Here is a 20064-nt window from a genome sequence, read left to right on the forward strand (position 1 = left end):
TCGTCCCTACGATGAGGGGCCACCCCTGCGCTTCACACCGGGACCTGGAAACGACTTGGTGACAGCGACGCCTCCTCCGACGACGAGACGACCTACGAAGGACCTGCTGAAGTGAATATCCGCTCCCTCACTCGAGGCGACGGCGTGGTGATCGGAGCAGCGGTGTTGCTGTTCATCGCGTCGTTCCTCGACACGTTCGACAAGTCCGGCGATGGCGCCCCGAACGCCTGGGACAACCTCGGCCTGGTGATGAGCATGTACGTCGGCGGTATCGCCGGCGCGGTCCTTGTCGTCGTCGCCCGGGCGCTCCCGCAGCCGCGCAAGGTGATCGGGCTCGACCTCGGCCAGGTCGGCGTCGCGCTCACGGTATTCGCCGCGTGGACCTCGTTCTGGACCATCATCGACCCGCTGGGTTCGTTCAGCGACAGCTTCGACAGGCTCGACGTCGGCGCGGGCGCCGGCCTCATCCTCGGCCTCATCGCCGCGCTGCTGCTGGCCGCCGCCGCCATCGCCACGCCCCTCGTCCCGCCCCTGCAGGCCGCGCTGGTCCCGGCTCCCAAGCCGGCCGCCCCGCAGCCCTACGGCGCCCAGCCGCCCGGTGGTTACGGCTACCCCGGTGCCCAGCCGCAGCCGGGTCAGCCCTACGGCGCGCAGCCGCAGCCGGGCCAGCCGTACGGCCAGACCGCAGCTCCGGCGGCCGCGGCGCCGCAGCCTGCCGGCGGGGACTTCTCGCCGTTCTGGTTCGCCGTGCCGGCGACCCGCCCGCTGTTCGCCGAGGACGGCAGCGCGGCGCCGATCGCCGAACTGGCGCCCGGTACCTGGTACCTGGCCGTCGAGCAGCGCGGTGCCGCGCTGGTGGCGCAGACCCAGGACGGCCGCCGCGGCGTCCTGCAGGACACCTCGGGGATCCAGCGCGGCTGAACCGCCGCCCCACCCCGCACGCACGGCCCCTCACCCTCACGGGTGGGGGGCCGTCGCCGTACGGCCCTGCGCCGCGACATATGTGACGCGTCGTCAATCACGGGGTCTCGGCGACGGAGCCGGGTGTCGCCGGTGAACGACCGCCCTAGGAACCGTTCTTGACCTCGGACAGGGACGGCACCTTGTTCTTGACCTCGGCGCCCGCGTTCTTCCCGGCGTCCTTCACCTGGTTGATGATGTCGTTGAAGTCGTTGGCCGCCCCGCCGTCGCCCTTGCGGAGCTTGGCGGGCAGGTTCTTCAGCGACTCGATGCCCGCCGTGATCGGTGCGATGGCCTTGGAGAGGGTGGGATCGCCCTTGGCGTTGCGCGCCGCCGCCTTCAGGCGGTTGTACGCGAACGCGCCCGCGAGGCCCGCCTTGACGAGGGTCAGCCTGCGGCCGTGCGCGCCCTTCTTGAACTTCCCCGCCTTGTAGGGCTTGTAGATCCACTGGTAGACGGCTCCGGCCGCGAGGCCCGCGTTCGCCACGAACCGGGTCTTGGCGAACTTCTGCTTCTCGGCGGAGGTGCTGGGGCTGGGCTCGGCCGCCGCGACGGCGGCCGTCGGGTTGCGCTGCGAGGTGCCGTGGCTCGAGGCGTAGGCCGTGGAACCGGCGAGCAGGGCACAGCAGAGGGTGAGGGCCACGGCGATGTGGCGTATCGGTACGGGCACGGTGTCCTCCCGTGGAGGTGTCGCGTTCGGTCCGTGTGCTCCGTGGAGCCGTGTGACCTCACGCACCTCATCCGAAACATGGGCATTTCGCGCAACACACGCATCCCCCACGGATTCGGCACGCCGCGTGACCGTACGGCGACCCGGCGTGCCGTCGCCCGCGTCAGTCGCAGCAGTCGGGGTCCAGCCCGGACGGCAGGTACTGCCCGCCGAAGACCGCGCAGGTGGCGTCGTGGCCGCCCAGCGCGGCGACGGCCAGCAGCAGTGAGCCCGCCGTCCAGGTGGTGAGCTCGCGCGGCCATATGGCGTCGTCGTCGAAGACGTAGCCCGTCCAGTACAGGCCGCTCTCCGCGTCCCGCAGGTGCTGCACCGACTGCAGGATCTCCAGCGCCCGGTCGGACTCCCCCATCGCCCACAGGGCCAGGGCGAGTTCGCAGGACTCGCCGCCGGTCACCCAGGGGTTGGGGACGACGCAGCGCACGCCCAGGCCCGGGACGACGAAGCGGTCCCAGTCCGCCTCGATGCGCTCCTTGGCCTCGGCGCCGGTGAGCGCGCCGCCGAGGACCGGGTAGTACCAGTCCATCGAGTAGCGCTCCTTGTCGAGGAAGCGCTCGGGGTGCCGCTGGATGGCGTGGCGCAGCGCCCCGGCGGCCAGCTCCCAGTCCGGCTGCGACTCCTCGCGCTGCTCGGCGATGGCGAGGGCGCAGCGCAGCGCGTGGTGCACGGAGGAGCTGCCGGTGAGCAGGGCGTCGGCGGTCGGGGTGCCGTCGTCGTCGCGGCGCCAGCCGATCTGGCCGCCGGCCTGCTGCAGCCGCAGCACCCACTCGACCGCCGCGTACACGGTGGGCCACATCCGGTCCAGGAACGTGTCGTCGCCGGTGGACAGGTAGTGGTGCCAGACGCCCACGGCTATGTAGGCGACGAAGTTGGACTCGCGGCCGCGGTCGGTGACGTCGTCGTGGGCGCCGTCGGCGTAGGCCGCGTACCAGGAACCGTCCTCGTTCTGGTGGGCGGCGAGCCAGCCGTAGGCCCGCTCGGCGGCCTCGTGCTCGCCGGCCGCGTCCAGGGCCATCGCGGCCTCGGTGTGGTCCCACGGGTCGAGGTGGTGCCCGCGGAACCAGGGGATGGCGCCGTCCTCCCGCTGCACGGCGAGGATGCCGCGTACGGTCGCGGCGGCCTGCTCGGCGGTGAGGACCCCGGGCAGGACGAGGTGTTCTGTCCGGGGGGTGGTCACTTGGCGGCCGCCTCGGAGGTCTCGTCCACCCGCGGGAGGTGGGGCTTGGTGGCGTAGACGACGAAGCTCTTGCCGATGACCGGGTTCAGCGCCTGCTCGGCGATCCGGGTGGCGAGGGGCTTCTTCATGATGTCCCAGACCAGCAGCTTGTGGTACGCCCGCACCGGCAGCGCCTTGTCGTTGTCCACGCCGAACGCGCACTTCAGCCACCAGTAGGGCGAGTGCAGGGCGTGTGCGTGGTGGCTGCCGTACGGCCGCAGGCCGGCCTCGCGGACCCTGCCCAGCAGTTCGTCGGCCTTGTAGATGCGGATGTGGCCGCCCTCGACCTCGTGGTAGGCGTCGGACAGCGCCCAGCAGACCTTCTCCGGCCCGTAGCGGGGGACCGTGATGGCGATGCGGCCGCCGGGCCGCAGCACGCGCACCATCTCGGCGAGGACGCCCTTGTCGTCAGGGATGTGCTCCATCACCTCGGAGATGATGACGACGTCGAAGGACTCGTCGGGGAAGGGCAGCGCCAGGGCGTCGCCCTCCATGGCGGTGGCGGTGGCGCCGGCCGGTGCCTCGCCGGCCTCCTTCATGGCCGCGAACCACTTGGCGACCTCGCGGATCTCCTCGGCGTTCTGGTCCAGGGCCACGACCTGCGCGCCGCGCCGGTAGCACTCGAAGGCGTGCCGGCCGGCCCCGCAGCCGAGGTCCAGGACACGGTCGCCGGGGGCGAGCGGGAACCGGGAGAAGTCGACGGTCAGCACGTGGCCCTGCTTTCGCGGTCGGAGGTTGCGCGGTCGGAGGCGAGTGGTTCGCGGATGACGGCGGCGGGCGGGGTGCCGCGCCGGTCCCGGGCGTCCGTGCGGCCGTCGCGGCCGGCGATGGCCTCCCGGTAGCGGGCCACCGTTCCCTCGGCGGCCCGGGCCCAGGTGAAGCGGCTCAGCACCCGCTCGCGGCCGGCGCGGCCGAGGCGCGCGCGCAGCGCGGGGTCGCCCAGCAGCCGGACGAGCCCGACGGCGAGGGCTCCGGCGTCACCGGGCGGCACGGCGAGGCAGGTCTCGCCGTCGCGTCCGGCGACCTCGGGGATGGCGCCGCCGGTGGTGGCGACCAGGGGGGTGCCGGTGGCCATGGCCTCGGCGGCGGGCAGCGAGAAACCCTCGTAGAGCGAGGGCACGCAGGCGACCTCCGCCGAGCGGATCAGGTCGACCAGCTCGGCGTCGGAGATGCCCTTGACGAACTCGACGGCGTCCTCGAGGCCGTAGCGCTCGATCGCCTGGGCGACCGGGCCCTCCGTGGGGCGCTTGCCGACGACGACGAGGTGGGCGGCCGGGTGTTCGGTGCGCACCTTGGCGAGCGCCTCCACCAGGAAGACCAGGCCCTTGAGGGGGACGTCGGCGCTGGAGGTGGTGACGATCCGGCCGGGGACCTCGGCGACGGCGGGATTCGGCGCGAAGAGGTCGGTGTCGGCGCCGATGTGGACCACGTGGACGCGGTCGTCGCGGACGCCGAGGTGGTCCACGATCTCCTGGCGGGAGCTGCCGGAGACGGTGAGCACCGAGGGCAGGCGGCGGGCGACGCGCTTCTGCATCCGGGTGAAGGCGTACCAGCGGCGCACGGACAGCCGGCGCTGCCGGCTCCCGGCCGCGTCCAGCTCCAACTGCCGGTCGACGGTGATGGGGTGGTGGATCGTGGTGACCAGCGGGGCGCCGACGTCGCCGAGCAGGCCGTAGCCGAGCGTCTGGTTGTCGTGGACGACGTCGAACTCGCCTCGCCGGGCGCGCAGATGGCGCCGGGCGCGCAGCGAGAACGTGAGCGGCTCGGGGAAGCCGCCGGTCCACATGGTGGCGACCTCGAGGGCGTCGATCCAGTCCCGGTACTCGTCGCGCCCGGGGGTGCGGAAGGGGTCGGGCTGGCGGTAGAGGTCGAGGCTCGGCAGCTCGGTGAGGCTCAGGCCCTCATGTCCCTCGTCGAGCACGGGATAGGGCTGGGAGCCGATGACCTCGACGCGGTGGCCGAGGCGGGCCAGCTCGCGGGAGAGGTGCCGGACGTAGACGCCCTGGCCACCGCAGAACGGGTTCCCCTTATAGGTGAGAAGCGCGATGCGCAGCGGTCGCCCGCCGTCTGCTGCGAGCTCCGGTCGGGGCCCCGCCTGACTGGCCTCAGCGGTCACTCCGGGCCCCCTTCTGCCTGCACTCTCCCGCGACACTATGACGGGACGCTAATCTAGAACAAGTTTCAGACTTGATCGTTCAAGAGGCTCTGAATCTACCGGCAGGTAGGAGCCCTGACAGCAGTGGATCAGGTGATTCACGCCACGGCGCGAACCTCCCGCCATGCTGGATGATCACGTGTCCTACAGATGTCCTCACCGACTGTCACGGAGCGGGACCCATGCCTGCGGAATCCAAGCTGGAAGCCGGGAGTGTCCGGCCCCCCACGGCGCCGCTGACCGAGCGGCAGGAGGCCCGCCGCCGCCGGATCCTGCACGCGAGCGCGCAACTGGCGAGCCGGGGCGGTTTCGACGCCGTGCAGATGCGGGAGGTCGCCGAGTCCTCGCAGGTCGCCCTCGGCACCCTCTACCGCTACTTCCCGTCGAAGGTGCACCTGCTGGTCGCCACCATGCAGGACCAGCTCGAGCACATGCACGGCACCCTCCGCAAGAAGCCCCCGGCGGGCGACTCGGCGGCCGAGCGGGTCGCGGAGACCCTGATGCGGGCGTTCCGGGCCCTGCAGCGCGAACCGCAACTGGCGGACGCGATGGTCCGCGCCCTCACCTTCGCCGACCGCAGCGTCTCCCCCGAGGTCGACCAGGTCTCGCGGCAGACGACGGCGATCATCCTCGACGCGATGGGCCTGGACCACCCGACCCCGCAGCAGCTCTCCGCGGTCCGGGTCATCGAGCACACCTGGCACTCGGCCCTGATCACCTGGCTGTCGGGCCGCGCCTCCATCGCCCAGGTGAAGGTCGACATCGAAACGGTGTGCCGGCTGATGGACCTGACGGAGCGGGAGGCCGGTCCGAGGGGGCACTGAGGGCGGTTCCCGGGAACACTCCGGAGCGCGAAACGGCCGTGACCCCGGTCACCGGGCCCGTGTGCTCACGGCCACTCATCGGCCCCCGCGGGGCTGCCGGTAAAGTGGCGGCGTCGTCATCACACCCGTACGGGGGGAAGCCGGTGCAATTCCGGCGCTGACCCGCAACCGTGAGCCGTTCGTTCCTCCGACGGTGAGCCGGAACGCCTCGTACGGAACGTTGACCGGCTCGCGTGCGCGGCGGCCCGCCGCGCACGGCACCGTCGAGGTCTACGGGGCCGAGCCGCCCGGGGTGTTTCCCGTGCGCTGCCGGTTCCCCCCGCAGGAGAGGCAGTCGCCGACCATGAACGTCCGCCGCAGTGCCGCGGCTCTCGCCGCCATAGGCGTGCTGGCCGCCGCCGCACCCGCCACGGCCGCCGACACGTCCCCCTCCGCCTCGCCCAAGGCGGCGGTCCCGTCGGGGCTGTTCGGCAAGTCCGACCCGACGTACGACGGCGTGTGGCGCCAGTCCCTCGCCCTGCTCGCCCAGCGCACCCTCGGCTACCGGCCGGCCGCCTCGGCCGTCGACTGGCTGGTGGGACAGCAGTGCGCCAAGGGCGGCTTCGCCGCGTTCCGGGCGGACACGGCCAAGCCCTGCGAGGGCAAGGGCGGCGCCCAGCCCGACACCAACAGCACGGCCGCCGCCGTCCAGGCCCTGCAGGCGCTCGGCGGACACGACGCCGAGGCACGCCGCGCCCTGGTCTGGCTGAAGAACGCGCAGAACCAGGACGGCGGCTGGGGCTACACGCCGGGCAGCCCGAGCGACACCAACTCCACCTCGGTCGTCGTCGGCGCCTTCGCCGGGGCCGGGGAGGACCCCGCCAAGCTGCGCGCCGACAAGGGCACCCCGTACGAGCTGCTGAGCTCGCGGGCGCTCGCCTGCGACGAGGACGGCGGTGGCGCGCTCGCCTACCAGCCGGACAAGAAGGGGCGCCTGGTCGCCAACGCGGACGCCACGGCGGCCGGTGTACTGGGCGCCCTCGGCAAGGGGTTCGTGAACGGGCCCGCCGAGGCCCGCGCCAAGGCCCCCGCCTGCTCCTCCTCCGGCAAGGCCACCGAGACCCGGGTCGCGGACAACGCCGCCGCTTACCTCACCCACGCCGTCGCCGGGTCCGGCCACCTCAAGTCGGCGCTGCCCGGCGCCGAGGACCAGCCCGACTTCGGCAACACCGCGGACGCGGTCGTCGCGCTCGCGGCGGACGGCTGGAGCGCGCAGGCGAAGAAGCCGTACGCCTGGCTGGAGAAGAACGCGGCCGGCTGGGCCCGGCAGAGCGGCCCGGCCGCCTACTCCCAGCTCATCCTCGCCGCGCACGCGGTCGGCGCGGACGCGCGGCACTTCGGCGGCACCGACCTGGTGCGGTCGCTCAACGCCACCGGTCCGGCCCCCCGCGCGGCGGCCCGCGCCGAGGCGCCCGGCAAGCGGGCCGAGGACGACTCGAACACCGCTGTCTGGTGGATCGTCGGCGTCGGTCTCGTGGCCGGCATCGGCATCGGGTTCCTGCTGAGCGGCCGCCGGAAGAAGCAGCAGCCGTGACCGCCGTCCGCCGTGCCGCCGTCCTGCTCATCGCCGCGTTCGCCGTCCTGGCCGGCGCGGCGCAGGCGGAGGCCGCCGGGTACCGCTACTGGTCGTTCTGGGAGCGGACCGGCGGGCACTGGTCGTACGCCACCGAGGGTCCCTCGACCGCCCGTCCCGACGACGGCGCCGTCCAGGGCCTGCGCTTCGCGGTGAGCGAGGACTCGCAGGACGCGACCCGGCCGCGCGGCACGGCGGACTTCGCCACGATCTGCGCCGGCACGCCCGCGAAGGCGGGCACGAAGCGGGTGGCCCTGGTCATCGACTTCGGCACGCCGGCCGACGCCCCCTCCGGCGAGACCCCGCCCGCGCGCCGCACGGCCTGCGCCCGGGTCTCCCCCGACGCGACGACGGCCGAGGCGCTGGCCTCGGCCGCCAAGCCCCTGCGCTACGACTCCAACGCCCTGCTCTGCGCGATCGCCGGATACCCGCACAAGGGATGCGGGGAGCAGGTGTCGGCGGCGGAGAAGCCGGCGAAGGCCACGGAGAAGCCCGAGCCGGACGGCGGTCCCTCGCTGGGGCTGCCGATCGGTGTCGGCGTGGTCGCGGTGCTGGCCGGGGCGGCGGTGTGGCAGTCCCGGCGGCGGCGCGGGAATGCGTAGCCGCGTCAGCACCGCCACCGCGGCCACCGCGCGGGACGCCGGCCGCACCGGCGAAGCCGCGGAGGGCCGTGCCGCCACGAGCGCGGGAGGCGACCCCGCCCCCGCCGCGGGCAGCCGTGCCGCCCGGACGGTGCGGCCGGACGCGGCCGGGGCGAGGGAGGGCCGGCGGACGCAGGCCGCCCCCCTCCGGCCCCGGCACGGCCGTGCGCCGCTGCATCCGGGCGCCTGGTGGCTCTGGTCCCTCGGCCTCGGCACCGCCGCCACCCGCACCACCAACCCCCTGCTCCTCGCCCTGCTGACAGCCGCCACGGGCTATGTGGTGGCGTCCCACCGCTCCCCCTCCCCCTGGTCCCGCTCCTACGCCGCCTTCGCCAAGCTCGCCGTCGCCGTGCTCCTCATCCGCCTCGCGTTCACCGTCGCCCTCGGCTCCCCCATCCCCGGCACCCATGTGCTGGTCGCCCTCCCCGAGATCCCGCTCCCGCACTGGGCCCAGGGCATCCGGCTCGGCGGCCGGGTCACCGCGGAGGCGCTGCTCTTCGCCGGTTACAACGGACTGAAGCTGGCCACCCTGCTCATCTGCGTCGGTGCCGCCAACGCCCTCGCCAGTCCGGCCCGGCTGCTGAAGTCGCTGCCCGGCGCGCTGTACGAGGTGGGCGTGGCCGTGGTCGTCGCGCTCACCTTCGCGCCCCACCTCATCGCCGACGTCCAGCGGCTGCGCGCCGCCCGCCGGCTGCGCGGCCGTCCGGACCGGGGCGTACGCGGCCTGCTCCAGGTCGGACTGCCGGTGCTGGAGGGCGCGCTGGAGCGCTCGGTCGCGCTGGCCGCCGCGATGGACGCCCGCGGTTACGGCCGTACCGCCGAGGTCCCGGCCCGGGTGCGCCGTACGACGACCGCGCTCACCCTGGGCGGGCTGCTCGGCGTGTGCGCGGGAACGTACGGGCTGCTGACCGCGGAGGGCGGCACGTACGGGGTGCCGGTGCTGGGCGCGGGGGTCGCCGCCGCGCTGGCCGGCCTGCGCCTGGGCGGCCGCCGCTCCCCGCGCACCCGGTACCGGCCGGATCCGTGGGGGGTGCGGGCGTGGCTGGTCGCCGGCTCGGGCGCCGGGGTCGCGGCGCTGCTCACGCTGGCCGCCGTACGCGATCCGGACGCGCTGCACCCCGGAGTGGTCCCGCTGGTGGCGCCCACCCTCCCCCTGTGGCCGGCCGCGGCCGTACTGCTCGCGCTGCTGCCCGCCTTCGTCGTACCCAAGCCCGTCGAGGAGCCGTCGTGATCCGCTTCGAGGATGTCAGCGTCACGTACGAGGGCGTGGGCGAACCGACCGTCCGGGGCGTGGACTTCGAGGTGCCCGAGGGCGAACTCGTGCTGCTCGTCGGCCCGTCCGGGGTCGGCAAGTCGACCGTGCTGGGCGCGGTCAGCGGGCTGGTGCCGCACTTCACCGGCGGCACCCTGCGCGGACGGGTCACCGTCGCCGGCCGGGACACCCGCACCCACCGGCCGCGCGAACTCGCCGACGTGGTCGGCACGGTGGGCCAGGATCCGCTCGCACACTTCGTCACGGACACGGTGGAGGAGGAACTCGCCTACGGCATGGAGTCGTTGGGGCTCGCTCCGGAGGTGATGCGGCGCCGGGTGGAGGAGACCCTGGACCTGCTGGGCCTCGCCGACCTGCGCGATCGTCCGATCGCCACGCTCTCGGGCGGGCAGCGGCAGCGGGTCGCGATCGGCTCGGTCCTCACCCCGCATCCCCGGGTCCTGGTCCTGGACGAGCCGACCTCGGCACTCGACCCGGCCGCCGCGGAGGAGGTGCTGGCCGTGCTGCAGCGTCTGGTCCACGACCTCGGTACGACGGTGCTGATGGCCGAGCACCGGCTGGAGCGGGTGATCCAGTACGCCGACCGGGTCGTCCTGCTGCCCGCCCCCGGCGCCGCCCCGCTTCACGGCGACCCGGCCGAGGTGATGGCCGTGTCCCCGGTGTACCCGCCGGTGGTGGGCCTGGGCCGGCTGGCGGGCTGGTCTCCGCTGCCCCTCACGGTCCGGGACGCCCGCCGCCGCGCCGCCCCCCTGCGCGACCGCCTCACCGGCCCCCGGCACCCCCACACCGGGGAACCGCCGACCGAGCCCCCGGCCGACCACCCCCTTCCGGGCACACCAACCGGCGCCGACACCCTGCCGATCGACACGCCCGCCGCCGACGCCCCGTCGCCCGTGGCGAAGGCCCCGTCGCCCGTGGCGAAGGCCCCGGCTTCCGACACCCCGCCACCCCGGCCGACCGGCCCCCAGCGCCTCGCATCCGAGCCGAACAGCCCGGCCGGCTCCCCCGCCCAGGCGGCCGAACCGGCCGACACGCCCAGCGCCGACGCTCCGCCCCCCGAGCCGGAGGCCCCGGCTTCCGGTGGCGCGCCCGCGAATCCCCCCGCTCAGCTCCCCTCGCCCAGGCGCGGCCTCTTCCGGCGGGCCGCAGCCGAGCCGCTCCGTCGTCCCGCCCCGGGCAGGCACAGCGGCTCGGCACTGCCCGCCGACGAACCGCGGCGCACCGGCGCCGCCCCGGCGTCCGGGCGAGGCATCCCGGCCCACGCGCCCGCCCCCGAAGCGTCCCCCGCCCTTCCCGCCCCCCGGCGCCGTCTCTTCCGGCGTGATTCCGCACCCCTCGGATCGGGCTCCGCCGTCCCGCGGGTCGCCGAGGTCCGGGGACTCGGAGTCCGGCGGGGGCCGGTCACCGCGCTGCGGCACGTCGATCTGAGCGTGGCGCGGGGTGAGACGGTCGCGCTGATGGGGCGCAACGGTGCCGGGAAGTCCACCCTGCTCGGCTCGCTGGTCGGTCTGGTGGAGCCCACCGCCGGCTCGGTGCGCGTCGGCGGAGCCGTCCCGCACCGCACCCCGCCCCGGGAACTGGTCCGCCGGGTCGGCCTGGTCCCGCAGGAGCCGCGGGACCTGCTGTACGCGGACACGGTCGCCGCCGAGTGCGCGGCCGCCGACCGGGACGCGGGCGCCGAGCCGGGCACCTGCCGGGCGCTGGTGTCCGAACTGCTGCCCGGCATCAGCGACGACACCCACCCCCGGGACCTGTCCGAGGGGCAGCGCCTGGCCCTGGCCCTGGCGGTCGTGCTGGCCGCCCGCCCTCCGCTGCTCCTGCTCGACGAGCCGACGCGCGGCCTGGACTACGCGGCCAAGGCCCGGCTGGTCGCCGTACTGCGCGCACTGGCCGCCGACGGGCACGCCATCGTCCTGGCCACGCACGACGTGGAACTGGCCGCGGAGATCGCGCACCGGGTGGTGCTGCTCGCCGACGGTGAGGTGATCGCCGACGGCCCCACCGCGGAGATCGTGGTCTCGTCGCCGTCCTTCGCCCCGCAGGTGACCAAGATCCTCGCCCCGCAGCGATGGCTGACGGTGTCCGAGGTCCGGGAGGCCCTCGTATGACCCCCTCTCCCGCTCCCCGCCCGGTCCGGGCCGTGCGGCTCGGACCGCGGTCCGTCGCCGCACTGGGCCTGGTCAGCGCGGTCGGTGTGGTGGCCTTCTTCTGGCCGTTCCTCGCTCCGCCCGCCTCACGGCTGAGCGCGCACGCCGAGGACGCCCCCTGGCTGTTCGCCGGTCTGCTGCTGCTGATGATCGCGGTCGTGGCCGCGACGATCTCCGAGTCCGGCCTCGGCCCCAAGGCGGTCGCGATGCTGGGCGTGCTGGCCGCGACCGGCGCGGCCCTTCGCCCGGTGGGCGCGGGGACGGCGGGTATCGAGCCGATGTTCTTCCTGATGGTGCTCAGCGGCCGGGTGCTCGGCCCCGGCTTCGGTTTCGTCCTCGGCTCGGTGACGATGTTCGCCTCCGCGCTGCTCACCGGCGGGGTCGGCCCGTGGCTGCCGTTCCAGATGCTGGCGATGGGCTGGTTCACCATGGGAGCCGGGCTGCTGCCGGGGCAGACCCGGCTGCGCGGCCGGGCCGAACTTCTGCTGCTCGCCGCCTACGGCTTCTGCGCGGCGTTCGCCTACGGCACGGTCATGAACCTGGCCGGCTGGCCCTTCATGGGTTCCGGCACCTCGAACATCGCCTTCGACGCGCATGCCTCGGTCGCCGCCAACCTGGCCCGGTTCGCCGCCTACTGCCTGGCCACCTCGCTCGGCTGGGACCTGGGACGGGCGCTGTGCACGGTCGTACTGACCCTCGCGCTCGGTCCGGTGCTGCTGCGGGCGCTGCGCCGGGCCACGCGGCGCGCCGCTTTCGAGACCGCGGTCACGTTCGACGCTCCCGCTGGGTGAGGACACGTATCCGGACCGTCAGGCCTCCGGTGAAGCACCCCACATGACGCAGGTCACCTACGATCCGGGGTAGTACGGTCATTTGTCCGATACGTCCCCTCGTGCACCCCTTCCGACCTGCACTTTGCGGCGTGGACCACAGGGGCGCGCGACCCCGCCGTTCCGGCCACAACTAGTAAAAGGGGTCATTGCGGACACCCCTCGCGGCTGTTTCTCTGGACGACGTCGCCAGGCGCCACAGCCCGAAAGGGCAGGGGCGCCGACGTACGCGGCCTCCCGCCCGGCGGGTGGCCCCGGCATACGGGCGATCCCCCGTCCCCGACGCAAGAGGTTCTCCGTGTCCGTCTCCTTCATCCGCCGCATCGCCTCCCCGAAGAAGGCCCTCACGACCGTCGCCGTGGCCGCCGCCACCGCCGGTATGGCACTGTCCGCGGCGCCCGCCCAGGCCGCCACCGACTCGGTCTCCTCCGCCCAGACGATCGCGCACAAGATGATCCCGGACGCGACGCAGTACAACGCCTTCAGCAAGATCGTCGAGCACGAGAGCGGCTGGAACCCCAGCGCCACCAACAGCTCCTCCGGCGCCTACGGCCTGGTGCAGGCCCTGCCCGGTTCGAAGATGGCCTCCGCCGGTTCCGACTGGAAGACCAACCCGGCCACCCAGATCAAGTGGGGCCTGGACTACATGAACTCCCGCTACGGCAGCCCGGCCCAGGCCTGGAGCTTCTGGCAGGCCAACGGCTGGTACTGAGCCACCCGCGGCACCCGCACCGCACGCGCGCACCCTCGCCCCGCCCGGCGAGGGTGCGCGCGCGTGTCCGCACCTCCCGCGGCGCCTCACGGAAGGCGCCCGCCGACCGGGTGACCATGGTGGGCCTGACATCAGTCCGGCCGACCGGAGGAAGCATGACCGCGCCCTCGCCCCACGCGCCGGAGCCGGAGACGCGAGGGGTGCGGCTGGTGACCGTACTGCTGGCGCTGACCGTGGTGAGCGGCCTGATCGACGCGGTGAGCTACCTGGGCCTTGGCCGGGTCTTCACGGCCAACATGACGGGCAACGTGGTGGTCCTGGGCTTCGCGGCCGCGGGCGCCCCCGGCTTCTCGGTCCCGCTCACGGCGACCTCCCTGGCCTGTTTCCTGCTGGGCGCGGTGGCCGGCGGCCGGGCGGCGGCACGCTTCGGCGGCGGCTCCCGGCGCGGGTGGGCCCGCCGCATCCTGGCGACGGAGGCGGTGCTGCTCGGCGGATCGGCCGCGGTCGCCTTCGCCTGGCCGGGCACGACCGCCACCCGGTACGCGCTGATCGCCCTGACCGCCTTCGCGCTGGGCCTGCGCAACGCGACCGTCCGCAAGCTGGGCATCCCCGATCTCACCACCACGGTCCTCACGATGACCCTGACCGGCCTGGCCTCCGAGTCCCGGCTCGGCGACGCCACCGGCCGCCGCTCGCCGCGCCGCACGGCGGCGGTGGTCGCCATGGTCGCGGGCGCCTGCCTGGGCGCCTGGCTGGTCCTCCACCACGGCCTGGGCGTCCCCCTGCTGATCGCGGCGGCGGTCTCGGGGGTGCTGGCGGCGGTGACCTCGGGACGGGAGTGAGCACTCACGACCGCACTGACACCGGCACCGGCACCGGCACCGGCACCGGCACCGACACCAGAACGCAAAGACCTCAAATGTCACATACCCCCCTCTTTCGTGCGAGCGGCGAACCGGCGAACGGGCTCCGGTTGCCCCGATCGGGCGCGAGAAGGATCACAGCGCCGGGCCGGCATGACCCGCTCCGATCGGGCAGGAGTACCTGCATACGCGCCCTTTAGCTGCACTATGCATCGACTCGCGTACGTGACGTAAGCAGGCGAAGTCCGCTTATCGTCGTTTTTCGGCCTGCTGTCCGACACCGCCGTCGCCCGGGCCCTGTCCCTGTCCCCGTCGAAAGGTAGGCGAGCTCCGTTTTGGCGACCGCCACTGCAGTCCCCCCGCATCTGAAGACCTCGCGGGCCACCAAGGCCCACGCCGACGTCACCGTCACCGACTCCGCCATGGTGAAGCGCGCCGTGAAGGCGGCCGCGCTCGGCAACGCCATGGAATGGTTCGACTTCGGTGTCTACAGCTACATCGCGGTCACCCTGGGCAAGGTCTTCTTCCCGTCGGGCAACCCGACCGCGCAGCTGCTCTCGACGTTCGGCGCCTTCGCCGCGGCCTTCCTGGTCCGCCCGCTGGGCGGCATGGTCTTCGGCCCGCTGGGCGACCGCGTGGGCCGCCAGAAGGTCCTCGCCCTCACCATGATCATGATGGCGGCGGGCACGTTCGCGATCGGCCTGATCCCGTCGTACGCCTCGATCGGCGTCGGTGCGCCGCTGCTGCTCCTGGCCGCCCGCCTGGTGCAGGGCTTCTCCACCGGCGGCGAGTACGCCGGCGCCTCGACGTTCATCGCGGAGTACGCGCCGGACAAGAAGCGCGGCTTCTTCGGGAGCTGGCTGGAGTTCGGCACGCTGGCCGGCTACATCGGCGGTGCGGGCCTGGTCACCCTCATGACGGCCCTGCTGTCCACGCACGACCTGCTGGCCTGGGGCTGGCGCATCCCGTTCCTGATCGCGGGCCCGATGGGCATCATCGGCCTGTACCTGCGGATGCGCCTGGAGGAGACGCCGGCGTTCGCCGCCGAGGTCGAGAAGGCGGAGGCCACCCGGCCGAAGGTGCCGCTGCGCGAGATGGTCGCGGGCCAGTGGAAGGCGCTGCTGCTGTGCATGGGCCTGGTGCTGGTCTTCAACGTCACCGACTACATGCTGCTGTCGTACATGCCGAGCTACCTGACCAGTGAGCTGAAGTACGACGAGACCCACGGGCTGCTGGTCGTGCTCGGCGTGATGGCCCTGATGATGATCGTCCAGCCGTTCGCCGGTGCGCTGACCGACCGGGTCGGCCGCCGTCCGGTGATCGCCGCGGGCTGCGCGGGCTTCCTGCTGCTGTCCGTCCCGGCCCTGCTGCTGATCCGCCAGGGCAGCCTGCTCGCGGTGGCCCTGGGCATGGGCGCGCTGGGCCTGCTGCTGGTCTGCTTCACCGCCGCCATGCCGGCCGCGCTGCCCGCGCTCTTCCCGACCCGGGTCCGCTACGGCTCCCTGTCCATCGGCTTCAACGTGTCGGTGTCCCTGTTCGGCGGTACGACCCCGCTGGTGGTCACGGCGCTGATCGGCGCCACCGGGAACATGATGATGCCCGCGTACTACATGATGGCCGCGGCCGTCGTGGGCGGGTTCGCCGTCTGGCGGATGTCCGAGTCGGCGGGCCGCCCGCTGCCGGGCTCGGCCCCCTCGGTGGAGCGGTAGACGTCGGTCACCTTCGAGCGGCCCCCGGAGCGTTGAGCGCCCCGGGGGCCGCTCGCGTCCCGGGCCGCGCGGACGCCGGGGCCGGCGGGACCCGGGGCCCTCACGGCCGCCGCGCCGGGCCGCGTCCCGGAACCGTTCCCCCACCGGCCCCGTCTGCAGCCCCGTGAGACGCGCCCGGACTTCGACTCCGCTGCCGGCCCTGAACCGCGCACGGCGGTCGGCGGCGCGCCGCCCCGGGTGGTCTTCGCCGGCCGCCTCGCCAGGCCGTCCGGCGCGCTGGGCGGGCCAGCGGCCGGGACCCCGTACCTGACGGCCCTCGACCAGCGGTTCCCCGAGCCCGCCCGGATCTCCGGCGACCACGAGCTGCGCCGCGCGGCCGCCGACACCCCCGTCCAGCAGGTGTTCTACGAGGACCGGCTGCGCGAGGTGGCCGGCGTCCCGGCGTGGCTGCTGACCGTGGGCGGCGGACTGCTGCCGGCCCTCGCGGCCGCCGCGCTGCTCGTCGTACGCCACTCCCGGCGGCCGGTGACCGCCCCGCCGCCGGTGACCGCCCCGCCGCCGCTCCCCCCGTCCGAGCCCCTCGGCTGAGACGATGCGGGGGAAGGCCCAAGGAGCCCCGGGCGGAGACTCGGGCGGACACTCGGGAAAGGCAGCAGACGCATGAGCTCGCAGCTCTGGGACGACGTCGACTTCTACTTCAGCAGCCATCTCGCACCGGAGGACGATGCGCTCCAGGCGGCCCTGCGCGACAGCGAGGTCGCCGGGCTGCCACACATCAGCGTGACGGCCACCCAGGGCAAGTTCCTCCAGCTGCTCGCGGAGATCCAGGGCGCCCGGACCGTCCTGGAGATCGGGACGCTCGGCGGTTACAGCACCATCTGGCTGGCCCGCGCACTGCCGGCCGACGGCAGACTGATCTCGCTGGAGTACAGCGCGAAGCACGCCGAGGTGGCGACCCGCAACATCGCCCGGGCCGGCCTCGAACGGATCGCGGAGGTGCGGGTGGGTCCGGCGCTGGAGTCGCTGCCCAAGCTCGCCGACGAGAACCCCGCCCCCTTCGACCTGGTCTTCATCGACGCCGACAAGGCCAACAACGCCCACTACGTGGAGTGGGCGCTGCGGCTGTGCCGGACGGGCAGCCTCATCGTGGTGGACAACGTGGTGCGCGGCGGCCGGGTCGTCGACGCCGACAGCAGGGAGCCGGACGTGGTCGGCACGCGCGAGGCCGTCGAGCTGATCGCCGCCCACCCCAGGCTGAGCGGGACGGCGGTGCAGACGGTGGGCAGCAAGGGGTACGACGGATTCGCGGTGGCCCGGGTCCTGGGCTGAGCCCGCCGGATGCCCCGCCCGGGGGCTCAGACCTCGTGGTAGAAGCCGACGTTGACGCTGCGCGGCGCGGTGCGGTCCTGGACGACGACCTCGCCGGAGCCGCCGCGCGGCAGCGTGACGGCGGCGCCGTAGGAGACGGTCTGCGCGTACTCGCCCACGATCAGCCGTACTTCGGCGGACGGCTCGGTCTGCGAGCCGCGCAGCCAGGAGAGCTGCCAGGCGCCGTCGGGGCCGCACCGGAACTCCAGGTGGACGCGGGAGACGAACAGCCAGTCCTCGGGGGTGACCAGCCGGCACACGGACGCGTCCCGGCCCACCCGCAGCACGGCGCCCGGCTCGCTGGGCGCGTCGGCCATCGTCATGCCGGCGGTGGCGCCCGTGTCGGCACCGGAGACGGTGGCCATGGTCAGTTCGAGCACGTGCGTTCCCCCTGGAGATGCTGCGACGTCGAAGGAGCGGCGACGTCGGAGACGTTCATGCGCGGTGGCCGTTTGCCGCACCGCCGCCGCATGATAAAACGCCCGGCCTGGCCGCGTCCGGCACAATGGGTTCATGACCGAGCGAAAGCCACCGGGTGTTCCGTTCGAGTCCTGGGTCGACAAGCAGATCCGGGACGCGCAGGGGCGCGGTGAGTTCGAACGGCTGCCGGGCGCGGGGGAGCCGCTGCCCGCCGACCTCGACTCCACGTACGACGAACTGTGGTGGGTCAAGCGGAAGATGGCCCGTGAGGGTCTCGCGGTACTGCCGCCGGCGCTGGCCCTGCGCAAGGAGGCGGAGGACGCGCTCGTCGCGGCCTACGCGGCGCCCACGGAGCGGATGGTCCGGAAGATCATCGACGATGTCAACGTGAAGATCCGCGACATGATGTTCAAGCCGCCGCCGGGGCCGTTCCTGGGCAAGAAGCCGTACGACGTCGAGGAGGTCGTGCGCGAGTGGCGGCAGCGCAGGAACGCCACCACCCGCGCGGAACCGGGCCCGGCGGGCTGAACCGGGCCCGGGGTCCGCGCCCGGTTCCGGGCCGTCCGGCGGATCACACCGAAGGCCCCCAGTGCTGTGGCCGGAAAGGTTTGCCGGGAAGCTCGCGGCGTCCGGTGCGGTGCATCGCAAGGCGGAGCATTGCCCGCGTACTGGATGTACTCGGGTGATGCGACAACGCGGCGAGGTGCCGGGCCGGGCGTCGCGAGCCGGTGAACCTCTCCGGTCGCAGCACTAGAGGTGGAGCAGGCGGTCGGCCAGCTCGCGGTAGTCCCGCAGGGCCAGACGCAGTTGCTCGGTGTCCGTCCCGTGGCCCGGGACGTTCTCCTCGCCGTTCTGCCAGGACGTGCGCAGCGTCCTGCGGCGCCGGTTCACGGCCTCGCCGAACCGCGCGGCGATCTCCTCCAGCGTCCGGTCGGCCTCCTCGACGGCCGAGCGCGGTTCCTCCACGAACCCGGCGAGCGTCTGACGCAGCTGCGCCTCCCACTTCTCCGCCTCCTCGGCCGCGAGAAGCGGGGCGTGACCACCGGAGTCCCTGCCCTCGTTCCGGGACCGGCCGGTGTCGTCCGTACGGGGAGTGACGGCCCCCGAGTGACCCGTGCCGGCCGTCAGGCCTCCGCCCGTCGCCGCGTCGTCTCCCGTGATCCCGCCCGGAGCCGGTGCCGCGTGCCTGTCGCCGGTCGTCCGGTCGCCCGCCCCGGAGGCGCCGAGCGCCCCCTCGCCGCGCGTACCCGTCCCGAACTCCCGCCGCCCCGCCACGCCCGCGCCTTCGGCGGCGCCGGTGCCGGGGGTACCGGTGCCGGGGGTGCCGGTGCCGGGGGTGCCGGTGCCGGGGGTGCCGGTGCCGGGGGTGCCGGTGCCGAGGGTGCCGGTGCCGAGGGTGCCGGTTCCAGGGGTGCCGGACTCGGTGGTGCCCATCGCGGGGGTACCGGCCTTGGAGGTGTCCATGGCGGGGGTACCGGCCTCGACGGTGCCCCTGTCAGGGGTGCCCGTCCCGGGGGTTCCGGGTCCCGGGGTTCCGGTCCCGGTACGGCCGACGCCCGCCGCGCCCGTGCCGGCGGCCCCCGCCGTCCCGGCGGCGGTCGCGCCCGGGTGGGCCTCCGCGCCGTCCCGCGGCAGGCGATCGTCTCCCGTCAGCCCCTCCCGGCCGCCGGCCTCGCCGCGGAGCAGGCCCGCTCCGCCCTCGGGGCGGTGCACCGACTCTCCCCGCGCGGGCTCGTCCGTGAGCCGCTCACCGACCCGGCGCTGTTCGTCGGGGCGCCGTCCGGCACCGGTGACGTCGCCTTCGGCCGGGTACCCCTCGGCACCCGCCGCCGCATCGCTGTTCCGCGCCATGGTCAGACTCCCCTCGGGTGGCTCTTGCCGAACATGCCCGGCTTGCCGGACGGCTGGTGCCGGGTGTCGTCGCCGGTACCGGTGGCGACCTCGGAGTGGTGGCCGGTCGCCCGGGCGGAGTCGTTCATCAGGTCGTCGAAGAGGGCACGCGCGTCCATCAGAGCGGTACGCAGCTCCTCGGTTCCGGCGGCGGACTCGCCCGCGCCGCCGCCCGGTCCGGCCTGGCTCACCCGGTGCACCCGCCGGTAGCCCTCGACGTGGTGGGCGTGGTGCACGGACAGCGCGGCGAGCTGCTCCTCGTAGCGCCCGCCCTCCGGGTAGCCGCGGAAGGCGGCGAGGTCCGACAGCAGCCGGTCGGCCTCGGCAACCGCCTCCCGGGGCGCCTCAACGAACCGCTCCTGCACGGCCGTCCAGCGAGCGCTGTACTGCTCGCGCTCGGCGGGCTCCAGGGGGCGTTCACGCAGCTTGCCGTGGCGCTCCAGACGCTCTGTCAGCTCTCGCTCGGCGGCCTTGGCGTCGCCGTTGTGCCGGGCCACGGTCCGCTGGTACTCGGGCCCGAAGCGCCGCTTCAGGTCCGGTCCGCCCTGCCGGCCGCGGCCGCGCATTATCAAGGTGGCGGCGAGGACCAGGGCCGCCACGACCACGATCACTGCAATGATCATGCCTGTTGACATGGTTGCCTTCCGGAATCGGACCGGCCCCGCTGGCCGGCTCTCCTTCCGTGTGACCCGGAAGTCAGCGCACAAACGGTGGGTC

General features: G+C 74.1%; 20 protein-coding genes and 1 riboswitch. Of the genes, 13 read left to right on the top strand and 7 right to left on the bottom strand.

Going from position 1 to position 20064, the window contains the following annotated elements:
- Positions 1–111: 111 nt before the first annotated feature.
- A complete protein-coding gene (locus ACWCPN_RS00810; RefSeq protein WP_451201545.1) occupies positions 112–921 on the top strand; it encodes a hypothetical protein in 810 nt (269 codons plus the stop codon).
- Positions 922–1066: 145 nt separating this feature from the next.
- On the opposite strand, the gene ACWCPN_RS00815 is transcribed toward ACWCPN_RS00810, so the two are convergent.
- The 4 genes from ACWCPN_RS00815 to ACWCPN_RS00830 all read right to left on the bottom strand — a co-directional run bounded on the left by ACWCPN_RS00815 (position 1067) and on the right by ACWCPN_RS00830 (position 5019).
- A complete protein-coding gene (locus tag ACWCPN_RS00815) occupies positions 1067–1630 on the bottom strand; it encodes a hypothetical protein (protein WP_451201547.1) in 564 nt (187 codons plus the stop codon).
- 163 nt (positions 1631–1793) lie between these two features.
- Positions 1794–2864: a prenyltransferase gene (locus tag ACWCPN_RS00820; RefSeq protein WP_451201549.1), complete on the bottom strand. Its 1071-nt coding sequence runs from the start codon at positions 2862–2864 to the stop codon at positions 1794–1796.
- Positions 2861–3613 carry a class I SAM-dependent methyltransferase gene (locus ACWCPN_RS00825; RefSeq protein WP_365123304.1) on the bottom strand — a complete coding sequence of 251 codons (753 nt, stop codon included), beginning with the start codon at positions 3611–3613 and terminating at the stop codon, positions 2861–2863. The genes ACWCPN_RS00820 and ACWCPN_RS00825 overlap by 4 nt, the downstream gene beginning before the upstream one ends.
- Entirely contained in the window at positions 3607–5019 is a 1413-nt protein-coding gene (locus ACWCPN_RS00830; protein ID WP_392402389.1) for a glycosyltransferase family 4 protein, read from the bottom strand. The genes ACWCPN_RS00825 and ACWCPN_RS00830 overlap by 7 nt, the downstream gene beginning before the upstream one ends.
- A 221-nt stretch (positions 5020–5240) precedes the next feature.
- Between ACWCPN_RS00830 and ACWCPN_RS00835 the strand changes: the two genes are divergently transcribed.
- The 11 genes from ACWCPN_RS00835 (at position 5241) to ACWCPN_RS00885 (ending at position 16998) form a co-directional block, all read left to right on the top strand.
- Positions 5241–5882 carry a TetR family transcriptional regulator gene (locus tag ACWCPN_RS00835; protein WP_451201551.1) on the top strand — a complete coding sequence of 214 codons (642 nt, stop codon included), beginning with the start codon at positions 5241–5243 and terminating at the stop codon, positions 5880–5882.
- A gap of 133 nt (positions 5883–6015) precedes the next feature.
- A riboswitch (cobalamin riboswitch) is annotated at positions 6016–6129 on the top strand.
- Positions 6130–6225: 96 nt separating this feature from the next.
- Positions 6226–7455: a prenyltransferase/squalene oxidase repeat-containing protein gene (locus ACWCPN_RS00840; RefSeq protein WP_451202265.1), complete on the top strand. Its 1230-nt coding sequence runs from the start codon at positions 6226–6228 to the stop codon at positions 7453–7455.
- On the top strand, positions 7452–8096 hold the full coding sequence (locus ACWCPN_RS00845) for an SCO2322 family protein (protein WP_451201553.1): 645 nt from the start codon (positions 7452–7454) through the stop codon (positions 8094–8096). The genes ACWCPN_RS00840 and ACWCPN_RS00845 overlap by 4 nt, the downstream gene beginning before the upstream one ends.
- A complete protein-coding gene (locus ACWCPN_RS00850; protein WP_451201555.1) occupies positions 8089–9366 on the top strand; it encodes an energy-coupling factor transporter transmembrane component T in 1278 nt (425 codons plus the stop codon). Before ACWCPN_RS00845 ends, ACWCPN_RS00850 begins: the two co-directional genes overlap by 8 nt.
- Entirely contained in the window at positions 9363–11516 is a 2154-nt protein-coding gene (locus tag ACWCPN_RS00855; protein WP_451201557.1) for an ATP-binding cassette domain-containing protein, read from the top strand. Before ACWCPN_RS00850 ends, ACWCPN_RS00855 begins: the two co-directional genes overlap by 4 nt.
- Positions 11513–12346 (top strand): ECF transporter S component, encoded by an 834-nt coding sequence (locus ACWCPN_RS00860; RefSeq protein ID WP_451201558.1) that lies wholly within the window; start codon positions 11513–11515, stop codon positions 12344–12346. The genes ACWCPN_RS00855 and ACWCPN_RS00860 overlap by 4 nt, the downstream gene beginning before the upstream one ends.
- Before the next feature lie 337 nt (positions 12347–12683).
- Complete coding sequence (locus tag ACWCPN_RS00865) at positions 12684–13097, top strand: aggregation-promoting factor C-terminal-like domain-containing protein (protein ID WP_392291456.1); 414 nt, start codon at positions 12684–12686, stop codon at positions 13095–13097.
- Between the two features lie 155 nt (positions 13098–13252).
- Positions 13253–13939 carry a YoaK family protein gene (locus tag ACWCPN_RS00870; RefSeq protein WP_451201561.1) on the top strand — a complete coding sequence of 229 codons (687 nt, stop codon included), beginning with the start codon at positions 13253–13255 and terminating at the stop codon, positions 13937–13939.
- A 356-nt stretch (positions 13940–14295) separates the two neighbouring features.
- A complete protein-coding gene (gene proP / locus ACWCPN_RS00875) occupies positions 14296–15669 on the top strand; it encodes a glycine betaine/L-proline transporter ProP (RefSeq protein ID WP_451201563.1) in 1374 nt (457 codons plus the stop codon).
- Positions 15670–15906: 237 nt separating this feature from the next.
- Positions 15907–16257 (top strand): hypothetical protein, encoded by a 351-nt coding sequence (locus ACWCPN_RS00880; protein ID WP_451201565.1) that lies wholly within the window; start codon positions 15907–15909, stop codon positions 16255–16257.
- Between the two features lie 72 nt (positions 16258–16329).
- Positions 16330–16998, top strand: a complete 669-nt coding sequence (locus ACWCPN_RS00885) for an O-methyltransferase (RefSeq protein ID WP_451201567.1) — start codon at positions 16330–16332, stop codon at positions 16996–16998.
- 26 nt (positions 16999–17024) lie between these two features.
- Here the strand turns inward: ACWCPN_RS00885 and ACWCPN_RS00890 are convergent, their stop codons facing one another.
- On the bottom strand, positions 17025–17417 hold the full coding sequence (locus ACWCPN_RS00890) for an FHA domain-containing protein (protein ID WP_392291459.1): 393 nt from the start codon (positions 17415–17417) through the stop codon (positions 17025–17027).
- Positions 17418–17550: 133 nt separating this feature from the next.
- On the opposite strand from ACWCPN_RS00890, the gene ACWCPN_RS00895 reads away from it, so the two are divergent.
- A complete protein-coding gene (locus tag ACWCPN_RS00895) occupies positions 17551–17985 on the top strand; it encodes a DnaJ family domain-containing protein (protein ID WP_365123338.1) in 435 nt (144 codons plus the stop codon).
- 222 nt (positions 17986–18207) lie between these two features.
- Here the strand turns inward: ACWCPN_RS00895 and ACWCPN_RS00900 are convergent, their stop codons facing one another.
- Complete coding sequence (locus ACWCPN_RS00900) at positions 18208–19308, bottom strand: hypothetical protein (protein WP_451201569.1); 1101 nt, start codon at positions 19306–19308, stop codon at positions 18208–18210.
- A 2-nt stretch (positions 19309–19310) separates the two neighbouring features.
- On the bottom strand, positions 19311–19982 hold the full coding sequence (locus ACWCPN_RS00905) for a hypothetical protein (protein WP_451201571.1): 672 nt from the start codon (positions 19980–19982) through the stop codon (positions 19311–19313).
- Between the last annotated feature and the right edge of the window lie 82 nt (positions 19983–20064).

The sequence above is a fragment of the Streptomyces sp. NPDC002386 genome, assembly GCF_053593175.1.